General features: G+C 40.1%; 20 protein-coding genes. 9 read left to right on the top strand and 11 right to left on the bottom strand.

What is annotated here, in order from left to right:
* Window positions 1-594 precede the first annotated feature (594 nt).
* The 3 genes from ASJ81_RS19140 (at window position 595) to ASJ81_RS24335 (ending at window position 2,546) form a co-directional block, all read left to right on the top strand.
* Entirely contained in the window at window positions 595-1,386 is a 792-nt protein-coding gene (locus ASJ81_RS19140) for a nicotinate-nucleotide pyrophosphorylase (RefSeq protein ID WP_095645747.1), read from the top strand.
* A 107-nt stretch (window positions 1,387-1,493) separates the two neighbouring features.
* Window positions 1,494-2,411 carry a Rossmann-like domain-containing protein gene (locus tag ASJ81_RS19135; RefSeq protein ID WP_245860325.1) on the top strand — a complete coding sequence of 306 codons (918 nt, stop codon included), beginning with the start codon at window positions 1,494-1,496 and terminating at the stop codon, window positions 2,409-2,411.
* A gap of 6 nt (window positions 2,412-2,417) precedes the next feature.
* Window positions 2,418-2,546, top strand: coding sequence for a hypothetical protein (locus ASJ81_RS24335; protein ID WP_275112591.1), 129 nt, complete (start codon window positions 2,418-2,420; stop codon window positions 2,544-2,546).
* On the opposite strand, the gene ASJ81_RS24720 is transcribed toward ASJ81_RS24335, so the two are convergent.
* A complete protein-coding gene (locus tag ASJ81_RS24720) occupies window positions 2,530-2,793 on the bottom strand; it encodes a hypothetical protein (protein WP_369334798.1) in 264 nt (87 codons plus the stop codon). The two genes, ASJ81_RS24335 and ASJ81_RS24720, sit on opposite strands and share 17 nt — an antisense overlap.
* A 644-nt stretch (window positions 2,794-3,437) precedes the next feature.
* Window positions 3,438-4,100, bottom strand: coding sequence for a metal-dependent hydrolase (locus tag ASJ81_RS19125; RefSeq protein ID WP_095645746.1), 663 nt, complete (start codon window positions 4,098-4,100; stop codon window positions 3,438-3,440).
* Between the two features lie 405 nt (window positions 4,101-4,505).
* Here ASJ81_RS19125 and ASJ81_RS24475 point away from each other — a divergent pair, with 405 nt between their 5' ends.
* On the top strand, window positions 4,506-4,949 hold the full coding sequence (locus tag ASJ81_RS24475) for a cytochrome b5 domain-containing protein (RefSeq protein WP_170943406.1): 444 nt from the start codon (window positions 4,506-4,508) through the stop codon (window positions 4,947-4,949).
* A gap of 464 nt (window positions 4,950-5,413) precedes the next feature.
* Window positions 5,414-6,160 (top strand): class I SAM-dependent methyltransferase, encoded by a 747-nt coding sequence (locus tag ASJ81_RS19115; RefSeq protein ID WP_095645745.1) that lies wholly within the window; start codon window positions 5,414-5,416, stop codon window positions 6,158-6,160.
* 487 nt (window positions 6,161-6,647) lie between these two features.
* Here the strand turns inward: ASJ81_RS19115 and purN are convergent, their stop codons facing one another.
* Together purN and ASJ81_RS19105 are read right to left on the bottom strand one after the other, a co-directional pair.
* Complete coding sequence (gene purN / locus ASJ81_RS19110; RefSeq protein ID WP_095645744.1) at window positions 6,648-7,265, bottom strand: phosphoribosylglycinamide formyltransferase; 618 nt, start codon at window positions 7,263-7,265, stop codon at window positions 6,648-6,650.
* A 681-nt stretch (window positions 7,266-7,946) separates the two neighbouring features.
* Window positions 7,947-8,696, bottom strand: a complete 750-nt coding sequence (locus ASJ81_RS19105) for an SIMPL domain-containing protein (RefSeq protein WP_095645743.1) — start codon at window positions 8,694-8,696, stop codon at window positions 7,947-7,949.
* Between the two features lie 979 nt (window positions 8,697-9,675).
* Here ASJ81_RS19105 and ASJ81_RS19100 point away from each other — a divergent pair.
* The gene (locus ASJ81_RS19100; protein WP_095645742.1) at window positions 9,676-10,344 is read left to right on the top strand and encodes a flavodoxin family protein; all 669 of its coding nucleotides are present in this window, start codon (window positions 9,676-9,678) and stop codon (window positions 10,342-10,344) included.
* Between the two features lie 163 nt (window positions 10,345-10,507).
* Here ASJ81_RS19100 and ASJ81_RS19095 read toward each other — a convergent pair whose 3' ends face one another.
* The 7 genes from ASJ81_RS19095 to ASJ81_RS19065 all read right to left on the bottom strand — a co-directional run bounded on the left by ASJ81_RS19095 (window position 10,508) and on the right by ASJ81_RS19065 (window position 18,416).
* Window positions 10,508-11,809 carry a formylmethanofuran dehydrogenase subunit B gene (locus ASJ81_RS19095; RefSeq protein WP_095645741.1) on the bottom strand — a complete coding sequence of 434 codons (1,302 nt, stop codon included), beginning with the start codon at window positions 11,807-11,809 and terminating at the stop codon, window positions 10,508-10,510.
* Window positions 11,810-11,811: 2 nt separating this feature from the next.
* Entirely contained in the window at window positions 11,812-12,201 is a 390-nt protein-coding gene (locus tag ASJ81_RS19090; RefSeq protein ID WP_095645740.1) for a molybdopterin dinucleotide binding domain-containing protein, read from the bottom strand.
* Between the two features lie 10 nt (window positions 12,202-12,211).
* Complete coding sequence (locus ASJ81_RS19085; protein ID WP_095645739.1) at window positions 12,212-13,120, bottom strand: formylmethanofuran dehydrogenase subunit C; 909 nt, start codon at window positions 13,118-13,120, stop codon at window positions 12,212-12,214.
* 4 nt (window positions 13,121-13,124) lie between these two features.
* Complete coding sequence (locus ASJ81_RS19080; protein WP_095645738.1) at window positions 13,125-14,879, bottom strand: formylmethanofuran dehydrogenase subunit A; 1,755 nt, start codon at window positions 14,877-14,879, stop codon at window positions 13,125-13,127.
* Entirely contained in the window at window positions 14,880-15,920 is a 1,041-nt protein-coding gene (locus ASJ81_RS19075; RefSeq protein WP_095645737.1) for a 4Fe-4S binding protein, read from the bottom strand.
* Window positions 15,921-15,937: 17 nt separating this feature from the next.
* Window positions 15,938-16,549 carry an FmdE family protein gene (locus tag ASJ81_RS19070; RefSeq protein ID WP_245860327.1) on the bottom strand — a complete coding sequence of 204 codons (612 nt, stop codon included), beginning with the start codon at window positions 16,547-16,549 and terminating at the stop codon, window positions 15,938-15,940.
* 754 nt (window positions 16,550-17,303) lie between these two features.
* Entirely contained in the window at window positions 17,304-18,416 is a 1,113-nt protein-coding gene (locus tag ASJ81_RS19065; protein ID WP_095645735.1) for an iron ABC transporter substrate-binding protein, read from the bottom strand.
* Between the two features lie 538 nt (window positions 18,417-18,954).
* Between ASJ81_RS19065 and ASJ81_RS19060 the strand changes: the two genes are divergently transcribed.
* The 3 genes from ASJ81_RS19060 to ASJ81_RS19050 all read left to right on the top strand — a co-directional run bounded on the left by ASJ81_RS19060 (window position 18,955) and on the right by ASJ81_RS19050 (window position 22,448).
* On the top strand, window positions 18,955-19,722 hold the full coding sequence (locus ASJ81_RS19060; protein ID WP_095645734.1) for a class I SAM-dependent methyltransferase: 768 nt from the start codon (window positions 18,955-18,957) through the stop codon (window positions 19,720-19,722).
* A gap of 30 nt (window positions 19,723-19,752) precedes the next feature.
* Window positions 19,753-21,393: an ABC transporter substrate-binding protein gene (locus tag ASJ81_RS19055; RefSeq protein ID WP_095645733.1), complete on the top strand. Its 1,641-nt coding sequence runs from the start codon at window positions 19,753-19,755 to the stop codon at window positions 21,391-21,393.
* Window positions 21,394-21,506: 113 nt separating this feature from the next.
* Entirely contained in the window at window positions 21,507-22,448 is a 942-nt protein-coding gene (locus ASJ81_RS19050; protein ID WP_095645732.1) for an ABC transporter permease, read from the top strand.
* Window positions 22,449-22,453: the final 5 nt, after the last annotated feature.

Raw genomic sequence — 22,453 nt, 5'->3', positions numbered from 1 at the left:
GGGAGAGGAATATGAAAATATATACCTCTAGTTGCGTTAACCTGCCGAAGCTAGGTTGATCTTTAAATTCAATTTAAATCTTTCTTTCTTTCTTTCTTTCTTTTTAACTTTTTTAACTAGAAATTAGTCTAAACTTCTCTATAATTTTTAATGATATTTCCCACTGTACTTTTTTATAAAAACCTATATTAACCGTTATGTATGTTCAAACATATCGTAAGAAGTCCATACAAGAATATAGAGCTGAGTTTTTCCCAACAGTCTTTAAGGAGTTCGGAAAAGAAGATTGCGCTTGTTCAAAGCTGTAAATGTCAGGATACTAAGAGGAAAGTAATCAGGAATTAGATTTAATAGAACTCGAAGTAAAGTGAACATATGTCGGAGCAAAGAGATTGATACAAAACTGATACGAAATTAATACGAAATTAACACGAAACTACAAAACTGATACGAAACTGATACGAAACTGATGCAGACTGATGCGAGACTAATGCGAGACTGATACGAAATTGATATTAGATTGATGCGAAAAACCGTCAGTAAAGAAAAATGAAAAAAAGCATAAATTTATGAAGGAAATTTTTGAGGCAAAACATGATAGACCTTTTTGAACTTTATTTTTACGAAGATTGTCCCTATCAGGATGAAAGCGCAGAGCTGCTCAAGCTTGAAGGTAGGGGAAAAATGAGGATTATCTCAAGAGAAAGCGGAATCTGTGCCTGCGCCGGTGACCTGGCAGATTATTATGAGAGAAAAGGCCTGAAAATTCGGAATTATCTTCGAGATGGAAAGGCTTTCGAACCTGAGGATTCAGTTTTGGAAGCTGAAGGAGACATAAAACTCCTGTTCAGATTCTGGAGGGTGTCCCAAACTTTCCTCACCATTATGTGTGCAATTGCCACAGAAACAGCCTCTATGGTAAGTGCAGGCCGAAAGGCAAACCCTGATTTCATCATTGCAACAAGCCGGAAGACTCATCCAGGATCACGGGTATTTGAGCTTAAAGCCGTCCGTGCAGGTGGAGGAGACATCCATAGAAACTCCCTAAGCGATTCCATCCAGATTAGCCAGAACCACCTGGAAGTTGCGGGAGAACTTGGAAAACTCAGGGCTATGAAAAAGATAGAAATCGAGCCCAGAACTAGAGATGAAGCGTTCAAATACGTTGGAATGTCGGATATTATGCTTCTTGACCACCTTTCTCCGAAAGAACTGCAGGAACTCGGGCCAGAACTTAAGAAACTTAATCCGAAGCTTGAACTTGCAGTAGGGGGAATTAAAGCGTCCATGATTCCTGAATACGCTCCTTTTGTAGACATTATCGTTATAAGCGCTCCCTATTACGCAAATCCCCTTGACTTCACCACGAAAATCGAAAGAATATAAAAAAATAAAAAGGTAGTAGCGTACCAAAAAGAATCTTCCAAAAAAATAAAATTTTCGGCAAATAAAGAAGAATAGGAAAAAATGGATTGAAAGTGGAAGGAAACAAAGTGGAAAGAAACAAAGTGGAAAGAAACAAAGTGGAAAGAAATAAAGTGAAAATAAATAAGGCGGAAATAAATAAGGTGGAAATAAATAAGGTGGAAATAAATAAGGCGGAAAAAACTAAAAAAGGAACTGAAATTCTGCTCTCCCTGGTGAATGCTCTTAAAAGCGACCTGGGCCCTGATCTTAAGGAAATTGAAGTAAAGGATGTCAGGATAGGGCTTGCTTATACCGGAGTCCTGCTCCAAGAAAACTACGGGGGTGTTGCCTGCACCCCACTTTACGAGTTTTCAGGCTGTCCCGCTCTTGGGTTTTCAGGCTTTCTGAAAGGTAAAACTGCGGACAAAATGCTCGAACTTGCTCTGTCGGAAAATCCTCTTGAAGCCGCAGTCGGAATTGCAACTGCAAATGCTCTTTCTCACATGCTGCGGGATATCAAACCTGAAAATTTCCTGCCATCAAACATAGATATCCTCGACCTTATAAAACCCGAAGACAGGGTTGCAATGATAGGATATTTTGGTCCTCTTGTTCCTAAAATCCTGAAAATAACAAATAAACTCATAATTCTCGAAAAGCGTGAAATCGAATCTCCTAAAACCCTGACTCTGTCCTCGGAAAAAGCCAGAGAAGTTCTACCTGCATCGGATGTAATCATTCTCAGTGCAAGTACTCTTGCCAACAGGACTTTTGATGAACTTATTTCCTTAAGGGGTACAGCAAGGGAAGTTGTTCTGCTCGGTCCAAGCGCTCCTCTTTACCCTGCTCCGTTTTTCGAGAGGGGAATTACTGCAGTAATGGGAACCCAAATTATTGATCCTATGACTATGCTTACCATTGTCAGCGAAGCAGGAGGGACGAAGAAGTTGCACAAGCATTGTGGAGAGAAGATAGCATTTAGAAAACAAATAAACCAAAAATAAGTCTGTTTGAGCGAAGCACAGAATAACAAAACAGACATCGTGCTCCCGAAGCGGAACTCGGGCAGCGAAGCAGGAGGGACAAAGAAGTTGCATAAGCATTGCGGGGAAAAGGTAGCGTTCAGAAGAAGCGAATGAGGACGAATCCTTTTGAGTGAAGTGGGAAGGGAAACACCGATGAAGTAATAACCAGTGACTCTGTGTGTTTATAGAAGAACCTTCTCCATAAAACAAACAGTAAAAGACATATGTTCAAATTTTTTAAGCCCGTTTCCTTAAACCCATATTTCTTATACCAGTTCTTTAGCTTTTCATTCTCATTTATGATTCCAATTGAGACTTTCTTCCCCCCATTTTGTTTAGCATATTCAACTACAAAGTCTATCAGATTTCTTCCGTAGCCCTTTGTGTCTCGAATCCGGATGAACCGCTAATCTCTCCATATAAAAAACCTCATCGTTTGCTTTCTCAATTGCCACAAAACCCTCCTGTTTAACTCCAACGTATAAACCGTACATCTTTATGCTGTTTACTTTCATTTCTTTAAGCTTAGTAATATTAGTAAAAGCAGGACTTGAAGGATTATCCTTTTCGGTAAGATTAAAATTTTTTGTTATAGTTAGGAAAGAAGTCTTTACAGTCCGCAAGCTTTCTTCTAAATCACTTTCAGAAGAAACTTCTCGGATATATATGTCATCAGTGTTGCTTTGTTCTGACTCTGTTCCAAAATCCAGTGATTTTCGTATTTTTTAATTGAAGACCTGAGTTAGCAAGAAGAGTCCAGTTATCATCAAAATCAATATTCGACATCTAAAGACTTCAATTTTTAAGTTATGTCACAAGGATTATGACTAATTACAAAACCTAGTGGTTTTGAAATTTAAATTCATCACTAGGTTTTGGTACTGAGTCAATAAGTAAGTAAATAAATAAATAAGTAAGTAAATAAATTTAGGTTTTAGTTCTTGAATTTGAAAGTTTTGTATCTCATTTATTCCATAAGTCTCAGTTAAAATCTCGATTAAAATCTTAAAGTGCTATAATGGCTCTTACAGAAAGTAGTCCAAACACCAGGAAACCTGCTATATAAAGCACGTTTGTTCCTATTGTCGGTTTTTTAGTAATTTCTTTTTTTATTTCCTCGTCTTCAGAGCTTGCTTTGCTCAATTTGTTTTTTAACCAATTTAAAGTAAAAATTACTATTACTATCATTCCTAGTAGCTCTGGAATGAAAGTGTGGTCAAGAGCAAAACCTTGCGAAAAGTTAAGTGTAAAAGATTTTTTGAATAGCATTAATAAAAATGCAACCCCATCAGCAATATTATCTTTTGGAAAACTCCATCCAAGTAGAGGCCAGAATAAGGTATTTGGCGTATTCCACATCTGATCTTCCATAAGATGGAAAAAAGAACCTGAAGCAAGGGAAATAATTGCGATCTCGTTTCTTTTATCGTAGAAGTATAAGCCTATCAGGAAGATAGTAAAAGAAAATAATAATGTATGACTTATCATGCGTCCGTTTGAAATAGTTGATGCAAAGACAATCATTCCTAATGGTTTATCTATCAAATCAGGCAAAAGAGCTCCAATAGCTAGATATCTTTTGTCTATAATAGTTTTTAACTGTGGTGCAATATATGAAAATACAAAAAATATTCCAAGTGTAACACCAATATGTCCAAAGAGCAACATGCTACCACGAAAGAAAATTCTTTTTTAATATATAAAAAATGATTCTCTTGGAACAAACGTTTAGTTAGTAGTATGATAAAAAGGTAACGTCTAATATTAAAATTATTCCAAATTAATATTTATCATTGTGATTAGAATTACTCTATATATATCAAAATTATATAAATTATTAAAAAATATGCAGAAAACATATTTTGCAAAACTCTTAGCACGCTATCTCCGTATACCATCTCCATTTTACTTCACTTTTAACTTTATCTCATTTTATACAATTTTAATGTGCTAGAAATATAACTGGAATTTACTTAACTTTTCATTTTCGCATCGCTTGTTTTTGTATCATTAACTGAACTTTCAACTGTTTTTGAATCTGCGAAATCATTTCAGGATACATAACTATACTGTATGGGTGAAATAGTGAGGAAAGCACTTATTATATTGGTACTGTTGTTCAGCATATTCCTCGCAATAGGATGCTCGGGAAATGAACCTGGAGTTCCAAACGAAACAGGAACTCCAGGAGAGGTTGTAACTCCAATTGAAGTATCTACTCCAGCTGGAGAAACGGCGATTGAGATACAAAGTACAACTGAAACGCAAAATGTGACTGATAAATCGAAAACGAAAGAATATACACTTGAAGAACTTGCAGAATACAATGGTAAAAACGGAATAGCATACATTGCCTATGAAGGGCAGGTCTATGATGTCTCTGATAATGATCTTTGGAAAAATGGCAGTCATAAAGGATGCAATGCTGGGACAGATCTTACTGGAAAAATGGACAAAACACCACACGGAGCTAAAATATTAAAAGGCTATCCTGTTGTAGGGACTTTTAAGAACTAATCAAACTTTGGAATATAATTTTAACCAGGGTTCTTTTAAACTCACTATCAAACTAGAGTTTATTTTCCTTTTTTCTATTAATTAAGATAAATAATGGCTTTTTAAAAGAATTATATCCCAATTTAGACTCAAGTTTGTATTTGGTCATACTTAATATAGCTAGCTGCAAAGTATGGCGCTAAAGAATAGAATTGCGATTTTTTCTGATGAAAAAATAAAATAGGGCTATGTTTTTACTAATTTAATTTAAACACAAAAAAGGAACAAAAACTGTTAAAAATGAAAATTAAAAACTATTAATCGTTTAAATTAGATATAACTAATTAACATGCTTTTTTCTATTGGAAAGTGATGAGACTATGGATAAATCACGGAATAAGCTTTATAAACCTTAAAATAATAACTCGTTTTAGGAATATTATTAGGGAAAATATATAAAAAAAGTAAAATTTAGGATAACAGTTATGTTCGGGGAGAATGAAAAAAACGTATCCAAATTAAAGGATTTTTGGGTAGAATTTTTCGCAGATCGGAGAGACGGTGGCCATAGATCTTCAGCTGAGGAATTTATTTCCATGGAAGCTAAGGAAAAACTGTTCCATCTGGATGGTGGTAAAACCCTGCTTGACTTTGGATGCGGTGCAGGTGAACTCCTGGTTTATTATGCGCCGAAATATGAACAGCTCGTAGGAGTTGACTTTTCCACATCCATGCTTGATGAAGCAAGCAAAAAAGTTAGGGACAGAAAATGTGGGAATATATCGTTAATTCAGGCTGATGATAAAACTGTCTGGGAGAAACTTGATTGCTCCTTTGATCGAATAACCGCAGCTGGAGTGGTTCAGTATTTGACATTCCAAGAAATTGACAGTTTTATCTTTAATGCATCAAATTACCTTAATAAAGGGGGTAAAATTGTCTTGTTCGACATACTGGACCCCCGATTATACCCATTATGGAAAATAGGGCTGTTCTCACAAGACGCAGGTTTCTTGAATATTTTACGCAAAGTTGGTTTTGAATTTAAAGTTATGTTATCTGCAAGCTTGAACAATCACCCAAAAGACATTCTCGGTTTTTCCCATAACCCCAATGCAATAAAAAAAATAGCCGAAAAATACAATTTTGAGGCTACTTTTGTAAAATCAATGTATTATGAATACAAATATCATGCAATAATGTCCCGAACTTCAGAGGCTTTGGAGTTTTAAAAATCAAACTCATACGGATGCGGCCTGCTGCAAGCAGTAATTATGTCCACCACTCTAAACTCCGTTATATGCTCCATTTTACAAACACTCAATACATAATTAGATAACGGAAATGAGTTTAGTGCAATATCATTTACTCTTTTGACACCAGCGCCGATAGTTCAGGCAGTAAAGATAGTTCAGGCAGTAAAGATAGTTAGGCAGTAAAGATGGTTTAAGCAGTAAGGATAGTTAGGCAGTAAAGATGGTTTAAGCAGTAAGGATAGTTAGGCAGTAAAGATGGTTTAAGCAGTAAGGATAGTTAGGCAGTAAAGATAGTTCAGGTAGTTCAGGATCAAATGATAGTATTGTGGCCTTTAAGGTAGACAATGAAAACCCTATGGGTAATGCCATGCGATAATATCAGCTCAGTGAAACTATATTGCAGAACAAGACCACCTGACAGAAGTAATATAACATAAAAACAGCAAATTCACTGCTATCTCAATCACTGCAATTTAATTACGTTTTCGCTTATTAGTTTCAAAGTTTCCACATAGAAGGAGTTCTCTTTTTCAAGTACTCTTTTTGACAGGGTATCTATTGTATCACTTTCCAGAACTTCAATCTCACATTGCCTAATTATTTTTCCTGTGTCATATTCCTCTTCTACCAAATGGATTGTAACCCCTGTAATTTTCTCTCCTGCATCAATAACAGCTCTGTGTACGTTGCTTCCGTACATTCCTTTGCCACCATATTTGGGCAAAAGTGAAGGATGAATGTTGAGTATACGTCCTTTGTACTGTTTCAAAACCTTAGGTCCTATCTTTTTCATGTATCCTGCAAGGACAACTATATTTGTGCCACTTTCAGTTAGTACTTTATATATTGCTTCATCTAGTTCATCTTCTTCTGGATGTGTTTTATTACTTAGATGATATGCACGAACTCTCGATGTTCTTGCCTTCTCCAAGGCTTGCGAATTTGAGTTATTGCTTATAACAGCACATACTTCCCCATTCAAATCCCCTCTTCTGCAAGCATCAATAATCGCTTGCATATTGGTTCCTGTGTGAGAAGCAAATATTGCAATTTGTAACTTCTTTGTATTTTCACTTTCCATAATTTATAACTTCTTTGTATCTTCACTTTTCATAATTTGTAACTTCATAATTTGTAACTTCATAATTTGTAACTTCATAATTTGTAACTCCTGCTGTAAAATTTAGTCACTTCCAGGACAGTACGGTCACATTTGCAGAAGGTGTCATATAACTTTCATTTTGCAGGTAAAATGAAATATATTAAGCAGTTTGATGTCTTATGCTATTGGCTTCAGAGCTCAACCATGAAAGTTCCTTACTAAAAACATTGGAGGAGCATAAAATACTTTTTAACTTTTTATGTTTCGATATTCATGTACTTAAAAAGAGAATCTTTAAAGGATACTTTTTCTACCTACTTTGGCTGCATTCTGTCCAAAAGCTGTGTCAGTACTGTGAAGATAATATTGAATTCAGAAAATGCGAATAAAATGAAAAATAAGTTCTCTTGAGCGAGGCGAAAAGAACTGCGTAATCTTTAGTTGCAATTCGGAGAGCAGAGCAAAAAGGATGCGTTTTGTTGCAATTACATTGCAATCTCAGAAAATCATATATAAAAAGTAAAAAGAGAAGACCATAGGCATCAACCGATAGATAATAAATAGAATACGCATTGATCTGAGAAGTTGCAAATGACATTTTTTATCTGCAACTTCTGATCATTATATGCTTCAGTGCTCAAATTATTTAGTCCGAATTCCTTATTCAATGTGGTACATGGCCTGTACTGACATTGAAACAGTAGATTCGCCTGGCTGAATTGGGGTGGACACTGCTCCCTTTGCTGTTGTTGCCATATCGTATTCGGCATTTACTCTGGAGCCGCTGTTTTCACTTACAGATAAGGTATATACGCCAGTTATCTCAGTCCCCAGGCTCTTAGCAAGCGTAGTGGCTTTAGAGGATGCATCTGCCACTGCTTCATTCATCAGTTCTTCACGAAGCTGTTTTTGCTTTTCATCGGATACCGAGAACGAAATGCTTCCAATATCATTAGCTCCGGCGGCTGTAGACCTGTCAATGATCTCACTAAGGTTGTCAAGATTTTTGGTTGTGATCTGAACACTGTTGGACGCAGAGTAACCTTTGATTGTTTGTGTATCATTCGCATCATAGTTGTATACTGGGGACACGGAAACGTAGGATGTCCGTATTTCCTTGTCCTGCAGTCCTATTGCTTTGAGTTCTGCTATTACAGCACTCATAAGGGCTGCATTTTTATCTGCTGCTTCCTTTGCAGTTTCAGATTGAATTACAGCACCGATGTTCAATGTTGCCGTGTCAGGGATAACTTTCTGTTCAGCATATCCACTAACGGAAATAGTGTTTTCCGTATTCTTTTCGGTTCCACTCTGTGAAATGGCATATGTTGTTGCTGACATTAGCACGAGAACAACTGATAGCGCAATAATAACGTAATAAAGCTTATCGTTTTTATTTTCCTGCGGCATTTTCACATACTCCTTGTTTAATTGCTTTGTTAACTGGTGATTCAGCCAGTTCTAGCAAGTTATAAATGCACCCTTACATATTAAAGAATTACTTAAACTTCAACTACGGTCGCAGTTATGACATTCGTTTGATATTGAAAGAAAAATATGCGCAAAGTCATGGAAGGAGGAAAGGATAAAAAGGATACAGAGTCAATCCAATTCTCATTGACAATTATCCTAATATCTACGATTTCTGACTCAAGAATGGTTTGAATCGGAGCTAGAAGGATCAAAAAAGATATTTATTTTCTAGTGAAGCAGTTAACTTTTGATGAAGATGACAATACTTTTTTCATTTCTTGCATATTCATTATAATTTTATCTCGAGAACTGTCGTAATCCCAAAAGTTTTAGTGCTCAGTTTATATTGGAGTTAAATTTCTGTTTTATCATTCTCTTCATTATTAGTCATTTTTACCAAGGGATTTTTTTGCTCCATTCTAACATCGCCTCAAGAACAGGAAGAAGTGCCTTTTCGATTTTTTTCTGAGATACGTTGTTATCGTTTTAGCATTGATTCCATACATTATTTTTTGTAGTTCTGTGTATCAAAGAGTATTTTCTCGCAAATGTGAGATTATAAGGAGATTTCACTTACTTCCAAATACTTCAACATACTCATTTACGTTGCATTTCGACTCTTTTTCAGATTTCACGTAAAATTCCTCAATACATACTTATTGGATACATTGTTACAAGAGTTCTTCTAATTAATATATTAACAAGGTAAAATATTAATCTCCAGGTAAAATAAGTTATAGAAGGTTATCTCTAACTGTAAATATTTGTACTGTCAGGTATATTGGATTACGAAATTTCTCCAACTATTGTTGAGCCTATGAAATGTTCAGCCTCCGTACACTTGACAGTGCCATATTGAAGTCTGTTTGAGATGTTAAAAAACTAATTTAAAAGAAATAAAAAAGAGGTACAAATCATGAAAGTAATAGCGATAAACGGAAGCCCTCGAAAGAAATGGAATACAGCTACTCTACTGGAAAAAGCTCTTGAAGGTGCAAATTCTGAAGGCGCAGAAGTCGAGTTAATCCACCTGTATGACTTCAACTTTAAAGGCTGCACAAGTTGCTTTTCCTGTAAATTAAAGGGTGGAAAAAGTTATGGAAAATGTGCAATGGAGGATGAGCTGACACCTGTGCTTGAGAAGTTGAAAGATGTAGATGCAGTGATCCTGGGTTCACCCATCTATCTTGGAAACTCAACAGGCGAGATGAGGTCGTTCATGGAACGCTATGTGTTTCCATACCTGACGTATTCCAATAATCTGCCCTCGCTCTATCCGAAAAATACTCCTGTTGGTTTTATCTACACAATGGGGGTAAAGGAAGAATACTTCGATATGTTAGGGCTCAGGAAAACCATAGAACTAAACGAAAATTTTACGAAGAGAATCTTTGGATATTCCGAATCACTATATAGTACCGATACATACCAGTTTGATGACTATTCAAAGTATGTTGCAGATAGATTTGATCCCGAAGAAAAAGCAAAAAGGCGAAAAGAAGTGTTTCCGCACGACTGTAAAAAGGCCTTTGAGATGGGAGTTAGATTCGTTAAGCGGCAAAGAGCTCTGGAAGCACAGAAGTAAGACTGTACATTTTTAGACTCCATCACTTGCAGTACTTCTATGTTCTATTTTCCTACCTGTTGCTTGCCACCGTAAATTTCGAGAAAAGGAGTGGGAGAGAAATACTCCTCCCTTAAAAATTGTTTTTCTTTCAGCTTATGTGCAGAAAGAAAAATGGAAAATATTACTTCCTTGCCTTGATCTTCTCAAAGAGCTGTTTTAAAGTGTCTTCATTGCTCTTCGTGAACTCGAAAGGTGAACTTGTGAAAGGTTCAAAGTGCACTGCCACATCATCGAGCCTGTAGAAGGTTCCGTCACATTCCATAGCGTCAATGACTCCAGGAAGTACGATATCCGAAGCAGTTACTGTCGGGCAGGGTGCAATATCCAGACAAACCATAGGCATTTCAGCGAGGTAAGATGCGCAATCTGCAGGAATGTGACAGACAAGGTCAGCACACATTACAAAAGCTGCATCCACATCTCTTTCTCGCAGCACGTCTACGGTTGTAAACTCTCCTGGATTATAACGAGGGTGCCCACGTGTGAAGTCAAGCCCGAAGGGGTAACCGTACATATAGGAAGCCACCTGGTTAAAGCCTGCCACATTACAGTGGCCACGGAGAGCTCCAAGGGTGAATTTGGAATAATTATTCATTTCCTTTACGAAATTCATGGCAATTTCGGCATTTCTGTGTTTTCCGATGGATGAGGAAAGCCCGAGTCCCGCTGAAATAGCTCCGAAGGTGCAGTTCTTCATCATATCGAGCATTTCTTCCATAACAGGAATGGAAACTCCGGTGATCTCTTCTACCGACGGATGAGGAGGTTTTCCGTGAAGCAAAGTCATAAGTGCACTGATCAGTTCGTAGTCCGACCCCGGTTTGAGCTGTACGTGCAGGTCGGAAGCTTCAGCTGTTGGAGTTCTTCTAGGGTCTACAGTGATAACTGTCCTGTCAAAACGCCCGCGTTTTGTCCAGTAACCTCTAGGGAAAACAGCATACCTTGACATCTGTCTTGGCATGGATTCAAGAGGATTGGTTCCCCAGTAAATTAAGAGGTCGGCCCTGTTTTTCTTTTGCCCTTCGGTTGCACCGACTTTTCCGGATTCCTGGATTCCCATAGCAGTTGGGCCGTGGCAGATCGTAGCATTGGAATCGACAATTGCACCAAGGTATTCTCCTATCTTGAGCCCTATTTCATGTGCTTCGCAGGAGGTCTCACTGCCCATGAAAAGCAGGGGACGTTTTGCCGAAACAAGAATATCGGCAGCTTTCTCAAGAGCTTCATCCCAGGTTGCAGGTGTCAATTTTCCTTCATTCTTTTTAAGTGGCTGCCTGAGCCTGTGGGAACTTACAACTTCCTGAAATTTGGCATTTCCCATTTTACATGCGTTTTTAGCTTCAATCTTTCCGTCTCCGAACTCAACCTGGATGTCATCACAGGACGCCCCGCAAACCGGACAGACTATGTTTTTGTAAATCATACTTACTGCCCTCCGATATAAACTTTCAATACTACATCTTCGGCGCTAAGGACCTCTTCATCAGTGGGCTCAATTGTTACCGGGGCACCCTTATAGAGGGGAGAACCCGTAGAAAGGGTATCAGGGTCGATAATAACATTCGACCAGATGGCCCTTGGCATAAACACCTGTCCTGGCTGGACTGCATCCGTGCATTTTGTATAAACTACTATCGAATGTTTTCCATTCCGGCTTGTTACTTTTACTTTATCAGGGGAACAGAGTGATGCAAAATCTACTGGAGAAATCCAGCACGATGCGCATTCCATAGTGTAATCGTCAGTGAATTTGTCCCCACCTTTGGCAAGCCTGCCTTCATTAATCGTACTTCCTGTAAGGAGTATTACTTCCATGCTTCTCACCTCAGAGTTCAGGGTTTGAGTTTGCAATCACGTAAAGCGCTCCTTTTGCCCGCTTGCTAATTGCATAGTCTCCTGTGAATTTCTTGAATTCGCCTATTAGCTCAGTCTCACCGGATTTGACACTGTTTTCCATAGATACAAATTCAAAACCAGGGGAGAAGCGCTCAATTTTGCCCCCAATAACTATGGTGCCTCCTGCCATTTCAGCGCCTACTCCACGAAGAGCATTGCCTTTTACGAAGATTAGCCCGCCGTTCTGACGGATTCCGCAGAAGCTTTCAACATTGCCTTCTACCAGAATTTCACCGCCGTCCATGCCGCCTCCTAGCTGGTGGCGTGCAGAGCCTTCGATAAGGATCCGTCCGCCTTTCATACCATGCCATTTACCTCTGTAAGCACAGCCTACGTGGTCTCCTGCATTGCCTTTAATATGCAGAAGTCCGCCTATCATTTCCATGCCTGCCCAGGAATCCGCATCTCCGTAAACGACGATCTCTCCTCCTTTCATCCCGGTGCCTACATGCATTCCAGCAGAACCCTCAATTTCGATTTTTCCTGCGCTCATGCCTTCGCCAATCCTTTTGACTCTCATTGCGTCACCTTTTATACGAATGGAGGTCTCAGCTGCAGAACTGCCTGCATTGCCTGTCACTTCAAAAAACTCAGAGAGAGGATAGGTCTTTGGCCCCTGCCAGACTGCCAGGTTTCCGATTTCTTCGGAGTTTTTGCCTGCAAAGGAATCAGGAGTTATAACATCTGCTTCCAGTTTTATGTCAATCTCTTTTTTAGGAACAAGCGTTACTTCTTCCGTTTCTCCAGCACTTTTGCCAGTAAATGATTCAGGTTTTATAGTTACGCCTTCGGGCTTACTGTCGTTTTCATTTTTATTAATAAGAACTCCCTCTGTCATTACCTCACCTCACAACGTTAACCTGTATGGGAGTCGGATTTTTCAGATATTTCTCCGGGGTTGGATAGTTGGCAAAGCCCAGGGTGTAGTACCTGAACCATTCCTTCACATCTGTCAGCATTTCCTTTTCCTTTTCGTCTTCTACATGTACTTCGGAATAATAAGTCCGCTTTTCAGGTAAGGAAACAATCTCTCCTTTAACAGCCACGATTTCGCCGCCCTTTACGGTGTACTCTGCCTTTCTGAAGGCCTGAAGTAGAGCCTCATAGTTGTTTGCATCAAGTTGCTGTGGGTTTATGTTATAAACAGTAACGTCTCCATCAGCACCTACGCCAAGAGAACCTTTCCTGTGTGCCATTCCAATTGTTTTAGCAGGGTTTGCTCTGGTCAGGATTGCAAGATCATAGAGTGAAAGTTCCCTGTTTATGCTTCCGAGTTCACTCCTATCGTTTGCCCACTTATGGCATTCACTGAAGGTCTGTTTCCTGAAAGCCTCGGACATGATCCAGGTCATAACCTCCGGATATTTCGTAAACGGTCCACCATTGGGGCTGTCAGTTGTCATAATTGTCTTCCAGGGGTCATTGATTAGCAGGAGGCACTCAAGTCCCATTGCCCACTGCAAGCTGTGTACTGGATTGGATTTGAAGTAAGTGAAGGGAATAACACCTGATCCGCCCTCCATCTCAACGTCAGTATTCGACCATTTGTTTCCTGTAAGCTTGTACATATCCTGAATGGCAGGTCCATCTCCTGTCATAACCGTGGCTTCTCCGAAGGGCGTGCAACCACTATCGATTACAACATGGTCCTTGTTGTTGATGTAGTTTGCAATCTCTTTTACTCCGGATTCACAGTCTCCCCAGGTAGTGCCTGCAAAACTGTTGAACATCATGTGGGCAAGGTATACGGAACATTTCCTTGCAGGGTCCATTTTGGTTTCAGCCCATTCCACATCCATGTTCTGCCTGGGCTTTACTCCATCGAGGATTTTAAGAGAATCCTCAGTAATTGTACAGCAGCCAGGATGTCCCAGGTTATTTGCATGCAGGTGAAGAGGCACGGGCATGCCCAGGAGTTCGTTTACCTCGCTAAGCCCTTTTATAGTCTCCCTTGGAGTAATTTCAAAATGGATGTTTGCTTCATCAAGAGAGTGTATGTTTTTACCCCAACCCCAGTTTTCGACTCCTGCAGGGTTGACACATTTAATTCCATAGGACTTGTGAGTTTTCATCATCCAGGCCACATAAGCCGCAGCCTTTTCTGTGTCTCCATCATGGAGATAGCGCATCAAAAAGAAGTTGTTTCCGAGTATAAGATATCCACCCATATCAAGGAGAGGAGTAGCACGCATCTCTTCATGTGTATGGCGAGCTTCAAGAGGAGGAATCGCAGCTTCAAAAACAGTTGTGTAACCCATTGCTGCGTAATCATATCCCTGTTTGTAAACAGAGGGAACAGTGTAACCTGAGCCTGAATGAGTGAGTGAAGTCTTCTGAAGATTTGCTTTATAATGGTCTTCAGGACGCATCGACCTGCCGGCGTTAACCTTTGCACCTGCAACGTGAGAATGAGAGTCAACTCCTCCTGGCATGACCGTCATACCGGAAGCATCAATAACCTTTACATCTTTCATTTCGGCTGCAGAAAGTTCTCTTACAACTTTTCCGTCCTTGATGAAAATATCCATAATTTCCCCATTTATTTCATTGAGGGGATCAAAGACGTATCCGTTCTTGATTGTAATTGTTCCTGCCATTTATTTCACCTCTCTTTTTACAAGCCAGATCGCATTAACAGGACAGATCATAGCGCAGGCTCCATCTGCTCCGCACAAATCCTGGTCTATGACTGAAATTCTCCCGTTTTTAACTCCTAGAAGAGCTTTTTCGTCCATGTTGTTCAGGTGCCCGGCTGCAAGTTCACGGTCAGAAAGGGCATTCACAGGACAGACAATTACACAGTTTCCGCAGCCCAGACATGCATCTTCATCCGTTTCCAGGCAGGTGCGTAATATAGCATTAGGAACAGGGGCTTCGAGTAGCTTTTTCTCAAGCACACCCTTTTTCTCCACATTCGGTAGAATTGCAGTTTTTCTGACATCAATGGCGTCAACAGGGCAGGCAATCGCACAGGCTCCACAGTAAATACAGGCATCCGGACGGTGACTTATTTTTTCGACTCGTTCTCCAGGTTTAGCTTTTTTATTAAAAATGGCATTTGCAGGACAAACTTCCACACAGGTATGGCAGGTCTGGCAGACATCCTCATCCCTGGTCCAGCGCCCTTCAAAAGGTTTTTCCACGGAAATAGCATTAACCGGACAGACTTCTGCGCACCAGCCGCAGTGGACACAACATTCGGTATCAATGTTGGTCTTTCCGACAAGCTTCAGTTTTCCATCTGCTGAAATTTCACGGGTTACCTCAATGCAGCCTTGCGGGCAGATATCCTCACAAAGCCCGCAGTGAACGCAGTTTTCATTTACTGACGTGGGTTTCATGGCTCTTGAAAGGTAGGACATGTCAGTGAGAGTTTTTCCTTCCTGCTTCATTTCAAGAGCACCTGTGGGACAAACTTTTGCGCAAATTCCACAGACAAGACAGGATTCACTTTCCTTCATTTCCAGAAAATCCGCGTCCAACAACCCTCGTGTTATTGCTCCAACAGCTCCAACTGTCAGGTTACCTTTGGGGCATGCCTGCACGCAGGTCCCGCAGCCAATGCATTTTTCGGGGTAATATATTAGCTGCTTGTCTTTTTTTTCGGCAAAGACAGACAATCGCATATCTTCTTGCATTTGCTTACCTCTTAACGTTATTCTGTGCAACCGCCGCACAGCAGCTCGTTATCATGTTGAATGAACATTTCACCGCAATTTTTACAGCACCGTATCCGCTTTTTTTTGCGTACCGAAACCTCGATGTCCACAAACTTCCATGAATATACTTTTTCTCCTGCAGCCAGGAGGATTGGTAGAACTTCTACATGAGGGAGCTTTTCAGTATTCAGGAACCAGGCATGGAGTTTGGGATAATCCTTTGTTTTCTCAGGGTCGAGAATAATTCGGATCCCTTTTACGTTGTTAGCTCCTTCAGGTGCCTGTTTGTTTACCGTGACCGCCATTTTCCCAAAGTTCATGATCTTTAATCCATTGTTTCCTATGGTAGCTCCGGCAAGGATCTGGAATGGGTCAGGCATGCAGCTTTTCGTTTCGCAGGTCACGTATATGCGTTCCCCGTTCTGAACATCGAGTTCCCGTCTTGCGATATTGAGCATCTGGATACCGATTAATGCCCCAGAGGTCAGGAAGCCGTGAAAGGGGACAACCTTTTCAATCTGTGAACGTAGTTCGGGATCCTTTACCTGCTTCAGAATCGTCTCCATCTGGCGTTTTTCTTCATCTGAATTTTTATTCAATTTGTACACCACCGTAGGTTTCACCGTTATGTTTAAATAAACATAACGCTAATGATATTAATACCAGCATAAGTACCAACAGGATTATTTTAAGGCAATCAGGTTATCTGAAGGAATTATATATCAGGACTTACGCGGTTGAAACGTGGATAGCGTCAAACCTTTAACTGTCTAAATCTCGTATTTAATAACGATTCCTATTGTGTGATTTCGTCTCGCAGGCGCACAGTCCAAATTCTTCAAATTCCAGCATAACGCAGAAGGATACAGTGTATTATATAGGTAACTTTTAAGGTAATTTTTTTAAGGTAACTTTTTTAAGGTAACTTTTTTACAGAACCTTACTTATTTTTAAGTGATATTGAGGTGAAATTTCAATATAAGGTTTAGAACCCTAATATCGGCCGGACACAAAAAAACACCAGCCAGAGCTCGACCACTTCCATATACGTAAAGCTCAATATCTCTCTATAAATACTGAACAGGACTGTGCACTTAAAATATATAAACAGGTCTTTTATAAAATTATCGATGAAAATAGGAATTTCCTGTTAAAAAAGGACATATAGAGAAACTCTTTTTTGAAGTTTGGAAAAATGTTGTTCTATACACATTATATTTTAAAGTGTACCTATTTAAAGTGGATCTAGACAGAGACAAATAATTAATAAGAGGAAAAAAGGGCAAAAATCGAAATTTACCCACATTATTTCCCCTAAAATGTAAAGTCATGTAATTTCTGGAGAGAAATTCTCACCCATGCTCAGGTTTCGGTTGCAGGGTTAAGGAGTATGTTAAGTTCTTCATCCTTAAGGTCGTAGTGGAAGAATTCCGAGTAGAATTCACGAGTCAGTTCGGAGAGGTTCATATCTGCGAAAAGATCAGGATACAGCATTTTTGCAGTCCAGGCAGTTCCGAGGATAAGGTGAGGGCCCTGAGGTCTGTCAATCCAGCAAAAAGGATTTTGAGGAGCGAGATACGCCCGTTTGTTCTGGACCGCATCCACGTTTTTCCAGAGAGAGTCGGAATATACGTTTGCGTAGAACTGTGGATTTGAAGTGATAATTACCTGAGGATTCCAGTTCATAACCTGTTCTATTGAGACCTGGGTCATGCCGCTTTCGGGAGTGAGAGGACAGTCGGCAACGTTGATACCCCCACAAATATCAATTACCTGAGAATGTTGCGAACCTGATGGATCGGTCATCAGTCCCTTTGGACCTTCGGCATAATAAACGCGTACTTTCTGGTCCTCGGGAATATCTTTTACAGTGTTGTTGATCTCGTTAAGGATTGAACTGCGGAATTCAATCAGTTTTCGTGCCTGAGCTTCACAATTAAGCAGCTTGCCCACATATTCGATAGTAGGATCGGACTGTGTCACAAAAAGAATAGAATCATTAATAGCCACCACCTGAATGCTGCCGAGATTTTCCTGCCTGCGTTCTATAACCTCATTAGTTTTTCCATCCGTGGAGGTGCTTTCAATAACAATGTCTGGATGCATATCAATTATAGTTTCATAGTTTCCGGTCTTGGTTCCTAACCAGTTTCCTATTACAGGTAGATTTGAGTAATTTTCATCCATGAAGGGATGGGTGAAATTTTGCCTGGAATTCCAGCCTGCAAGTTTGTCCGGAGCAAGCATATACACAAGGATAGCGGGAGGTGAAGAAGTGCCTATAGTCGAGGATATTTCTGCAGGTACGGTTAACTGCCTTCCCAGCATGTCGGTTATCTGCACGGTACTTGAGTTCTGAAGCGCGGTTCTTGAGTTCGGTACAGTCTGTTGATCCGTATTTTCTACACATCCACAGAGCATAACAACTGGAAGCAGGGGGAAGATAAGCAATATAATATATACTTTTCGATTCATAAAAACGCCTGTCACACTTTTGATTATTTATCTGTTATGTTCGAACAAACATAATGAACATGGAGGTTTTATCCTGTAAAAAATGTACACAAGGTCGCAGGATAGGTATAATTAATGATCGCGGAACGTTTATGGCCTTATTAGAATTTTGAAATAAAACTTTTAAAGGAAGACGGTTACCTATTTCCTATTATTAATATATATAATTTCCTGAGTCAAAGGTCTTTCAGCAGATGGCCGTTAAATTTTGCATTACTCATTACTATCGTTTCCTGAAAAACTCCGTGTTTACTCAAACATATCCTTTTTGCATTCCCAAAATTTTCAGTTTTTTGCCTCCATTGAAAACTTCCAGTAGCCATTTCCCTGAGCTTCAGTTGAGACGATTACTGTGAAGTGAAAACTAAACAGGGGATAAATTTTCTTTTCTTATTTTTATAAAATTTGTCTCTATTTAATGTTATTAAAAAATCGTTTTATTACAAATAGTGTTACAAAATAGAAAATTATTAATCATAAGATAATTAAGTACCTGTTAATGTCTTCTTCAGAAATCCAGATAAAAGAGATGGTAGCCCATAAATGGGATCTTGCATCCGAGACTTTTGATACTCATGCAGGGCATGGGATCCAGAGTCAAAAAGAAAGAGATGCCTGGAAGCGTGCTTTCTTGAAGGTTTTCCCGGAAAAAAGCTTGAGAATTCTTGATGTTGGCTGCGGGACAGGAGAGTTAAGCTTACTGTTTGCTGAGATGGGGCATGAGGTCGCAGGAATTGATATTTCCGGACAAATGCTGAAAATTGCAAAAGCAAAAGCTGAAGCCTGCGGAGCTGGCATAGCCTTTAGGGAAGGGGATGCAGAAAACCTTCCTTTTGATACATCTTCTTTTGACATTGTGTTCAGCCGTCATCTTCTCTGGACACTCCCAAATCCAAAAGCAGCTGTGAAAAACTGGAAAAGAGTTCTGCGGAAGAATGGGAAAGTCGTAATTATCGACGGAATATGGGACAGCGGGACACTGGAGTCCAGAGTTCGAAGAAACGCAGGTGCTCTTTTGACACTGCTCCTTGAAAGAAAAGACCCCCGAAAAGGGCACTCTGGCTATTCTGATGAACTCAAAGCCCAGCTCCCGCATTCCGGAGGAGCTCCGCTTGAAAAAGTAAAGGAGTACCTTTTGAATTCAGGCTTTGAAAATCTCCAGGTTTTTGACCTGAAAGAAGTAAGAGATGCCCAGAAAGAGAAGATGCCGTTGGGTGAACGGATTGTACGCAGTTACCAGTACTATCTCATTTGCGGCCGAAAATAAAATCCATTAAAAGCAGATGGAGATTCTGAAATGAAATGTAAAAACTCCCCCTTGATTATATTGTTAATTATCATGCTTACCTGTGCCGTCCTGACGACTTCAGGATGCAGCAGTAAAGACGAAAATGGAACAAGAGATGCAGTTTCCGGGATGGAAGTTACCTCCGGTTCGGATAACGCCTCCCAGCCGGAAGGAGGCTCTGATAATACACTCGTACTTGGTGAAATGTGGGACATCGAATCGATTGATCCTATTAATGGGGATGGTACCCTTATCTGCGAGAAAGCCGCAATAACCGAAACTCTCGTTGGTGCCAATGAAGATTTCTCGCTTAAGCCCGAGCTTGCAACTTCCTGGGAACAGCTTGATGAAAATACCTGGGAGTTTAAGCTAAGAAATAATGTTACCTTCCATGACGGAAGCAAAATGACTGCAAAAGAAGTAAAGTTCACTTTGGAAAAAGTCATCTCAGAAAACTCGAAAGTTGCTTCCATGCTCAAAATGGACTCTATAGAAGTAGTTGACGACTATACTCTTAAAATAAAAACCAAAGAAATTAACCCTATTCTTCCTGGAGTTCTCCATTATCCTGATACTGCTATAATATGTCCTTCCTCTTATAATGAAAAAGGAGAGCTTGTTAAACCGGTTGGAACGGGCCCGTATAAATTCGGATCCTTTGATGAACAGACCAGAATTCTGACAGTTGTAAAGAACGAAAACTGGTGGGGAGGAAAAGTAGGGCTTGATAAACTGATCCTTAAGGGGATACCTGACCCGAACACAAGAGCAATGGCAATTGAAAATGGAGAAGTTGACTTTACTGTCGATGTACCTTATAGTGAAACTGACAGGATTGACGCCATAGACGGCATTAATGTAGAGAAATACAAAACGCCAAGAGTCTACAAACTTGACCTGAATCTGAAGCATGAACCCCTTGAAGATGTAAAAGTAAGGCAGGCTATTTCCTATGCCATTAACAGGTCTGATATCGCAGAAAATGTGCTATATAATGTAGGAGAAGCTGCTGCGGGTCCTTTCCTGCCAACTATGGTCTGGGCAAATAAGAGCCTGAAACCTTATAGTCAGGACCTTAAGAAAGCTGATGAGCTCCTGACGGCTGCTGGTTGGGTGGACACTGATGGGGACGGGATAAGGGATAAGGACGGAAAACCCCTCAAGCTCAACCTGATGACTTATGCTGCAAGGCCCGGACTACCTCCAATGGCTGAAGCTATGGCTGCCCAGTTAAGGGAGGCAGGCATAGGCATAGAGACAGAAGTTATGGAAATGGGGTCAATCGATGACAGAAGGGAAAAAGGAGATTGGGATCTCTACCTTGCAGCTTACAATATTGCGATGGTTCCTGATCCGGAATATATTCTTACGAACTGGTACATGACAAACGGTACGGATAATGGACCTGGATATTCCAATCCGAAAGTAGATTCTCTAATAAATGAAGCCAGAAAAATCAAGGACCTGAATGAACGTTACAAGAAGTTCAATGAGGTAGAAGCTATCGTTTATGATGAACAGCCCATGATCATAGTGGCTTACTACGGCTGTGCAATCGTGAAGAAAGATTATGTAAAAGGATATGTTTTCGACCCAACAGCCCATGACTACCGCATAAATGCGGGCATGTATTTGGAAAATAAAAGCTGAAGGGATTTTTCAGGGGAGGATCTGGATTTTTCAGATTCTAACCCTGGGACCCATATTTACTCAGAGTAGTACGGATAGATAGGCTTGCTTTCTGTCCGGGTTGAGGAAAAAACATGAAATATTTCATAAAAAGGGTAGGTTTCATGGCACTTACGATTTTTGCAGTTTGTGCTTTGACCTTTTTCCTTATGAACGTAATTCCTGGAGGCACGGCTAAATTAGTCCTCAAGCATACATTCGTGGGCCTGGAAGAAAGCGTAACAGACGAACAGCTTAACCAGATTTCAGATAAATATGACCTGGATGCCCCTCTTTACCTGCAGTTTTTCAGGTGGATTAAAGAAGCAGTATTCAGAGGGGACATAGGAACCTCCTATGTTTTCAAAAAGCCAGTTCTTTACCTTCTGGCTTTACGCCTTCCAGCAACTATTCAGCTCGCAGTGATGAGTATGCTAATTGCAATACTTACAGGAGTAAGTCTGGGAATTTACTCAGCTATCAGGGAAAACAAGATTTCGGATCATATTCTTAGGATTGTGACTCTATTTGGAGTTTCAATGCCTGGTTTCTGGGTAGCCTTGCTTCTTATTTTGATATTTTCCCTGAGGCTGAAACTTGTGCCTGTGACTGGTTACGGGAGCCTGGAAAATCTGCTTTTGCCCGCTGCAGCACTTTCTCTTCATTCCGTTGCTGCAGTTATGAGAGTTACAAGGACAAGCATGCTTGAGACCCTGGGACAGGAATATATCAGGTTTGCAAAAGCCAAAGGGCTTCCTTTATGGAAAATCGTAAGTCGGCATGCTCTTAAAAATGCAATGCTACCTGTTATCACGGTTATTGGTTTTCAGATGGGAAGCTTGCTTGGAGGTGCTGTTGTGATTGAAAAGATCTTTGCCTGGCCAGGGATAGGAAGCCTGCTTGTGGATTCGATTTCTGCCAGGGATTTGCCTGTGGTCCAGGGCTGTGTGCTTGCGATCGTTATGATGTTCCTTTTTGTGCATTTCCTTGTGGATATGCTCTATACGCATCTGGACCCACGGATAAGGTACGGCTGATATTT

Origin of the sequence: Methanosarcina spelaei, assembly GCF_002287235.1 — an archaeon.
In the GTDB taxonomy this organism is placed as follows: Archaea; Halobacteriota; Methanosarcinia; order Methanosarcinales; family Methanosarcinaceae; genus Methanosarcina; species Methanosarcina spelaei.
The sequence above is the reverse complement of the archived record's forward strand: the minus strand, read 5'-3'. Positions and strand labels throughout refer to the sequence as shown.

Coding starts and splice junctions, on each gene's coding strand:
- ASJ81_RS19085 (WP_095645739.1), bottom strand. CDS start 13,120: ATGACAGAGGGAGTTCTTATTAATAAAAATGAAAACGACAGTAAGCCC.
- ASJ81_RS19115 (WP_095645745.1), top strand. CDS start 5,414: ATGTTCGGGGAGAATGAAAAAAACGTATCCAAATTAAAGGATTTTTGG.
- ASJ81_RS19100 (WP_095645742.1), top strand. CDS start 9,676: ATGAAAGTAATAGCGATAAACGGAAGCCCTCGAAAGAAATGGAATACA.
- ASJ81_RS19060 (WP_095645734.1), top strand. CDS start 18,955: ATGTCTTCTTCAGAAATCCAGATAAAAGAGATGGTAGCCCATAAATGG.
- ASJ81_RS24475 (WP_170943406.1), top strand. CDS start 4,506: ATGGGTGAAATAGTGAGGAAAGCACTTATTATATTGGTACTGTTGTTC.
- ASJ81_RS19075 (WP_095645737.1), bottom strand. CDS start 15,920: ATGCAAGAAGATATGCGATTGTCTGTCTTTGCCGAAAAAAAAGACAAG.
- ASJ81_RS19055 (WP_095645733.1), top strand. CDS start 19,753: ATGAAATGTAAAAACTCCCCCTTGATTATATTGTTAATTATCATGCTT.
- ASJ81_RS19140 (WP_095645747.1), top strand. CDS start 595: ATGATAGACCTTTTTGAACTTTATTTTTACGAAGATTGTCCCTATCAG.
- purN (WP_095645744.1), bottom strand. CDS start 7,265: ATGGAAAGTGAAAATACAAAGAAGTTACAAATTGCAATATTTGCTTCT.
- ASJ81_RS19050 (WP_095645732.1), top strand. CDS start 21,507: ATGAAATATTTCATAAAAAGGGTAGGTTTCATGGCACTTACGATTTTT.
- ASJ81_RS19105 (WP_095645743.1), bottom strand. CDS start 8,696: ATGCCGCAGGAAAATAAAAACGATAAGCTTTATTACGTTATTATTGCG.
- ASJ81_RS19090 (WP_095645740.1), bottom strand. CDS start 12,201: ATGGAAGTAATACTCCTTACAGGAAGTACGATTAATGAAGGCAGGCTT.
- ASJ81_RS19080 (WP_095645738.1), bottom strand. CDS start 14,879: ATGGCAGGAACAATTACAATCAAGAACGGATACGTCTTTGATCCCCTC.
- ASJ81_RS19125 (WP_095645746.1), bottom strand. CDS start 4,100: ATGTTGCTCTTTGGACATATTGGTGTTACACTTGGAATATTTTTTGTA.
- ASJ81_RS19095 (WP_095645741.1), bottom strand. CDS start 11,809: ATGATTTACAAAAACATAGTCTGTCCGGTTTGCGGGGCGTCCTGTGAT.
- ASJ81_RS19065 (WP_095645735.1), bottom strand. CDS start 18,416: ATGAATCGAAAAGTATATATTATATTGCTTATCTTCCCCCTGCTTCCA.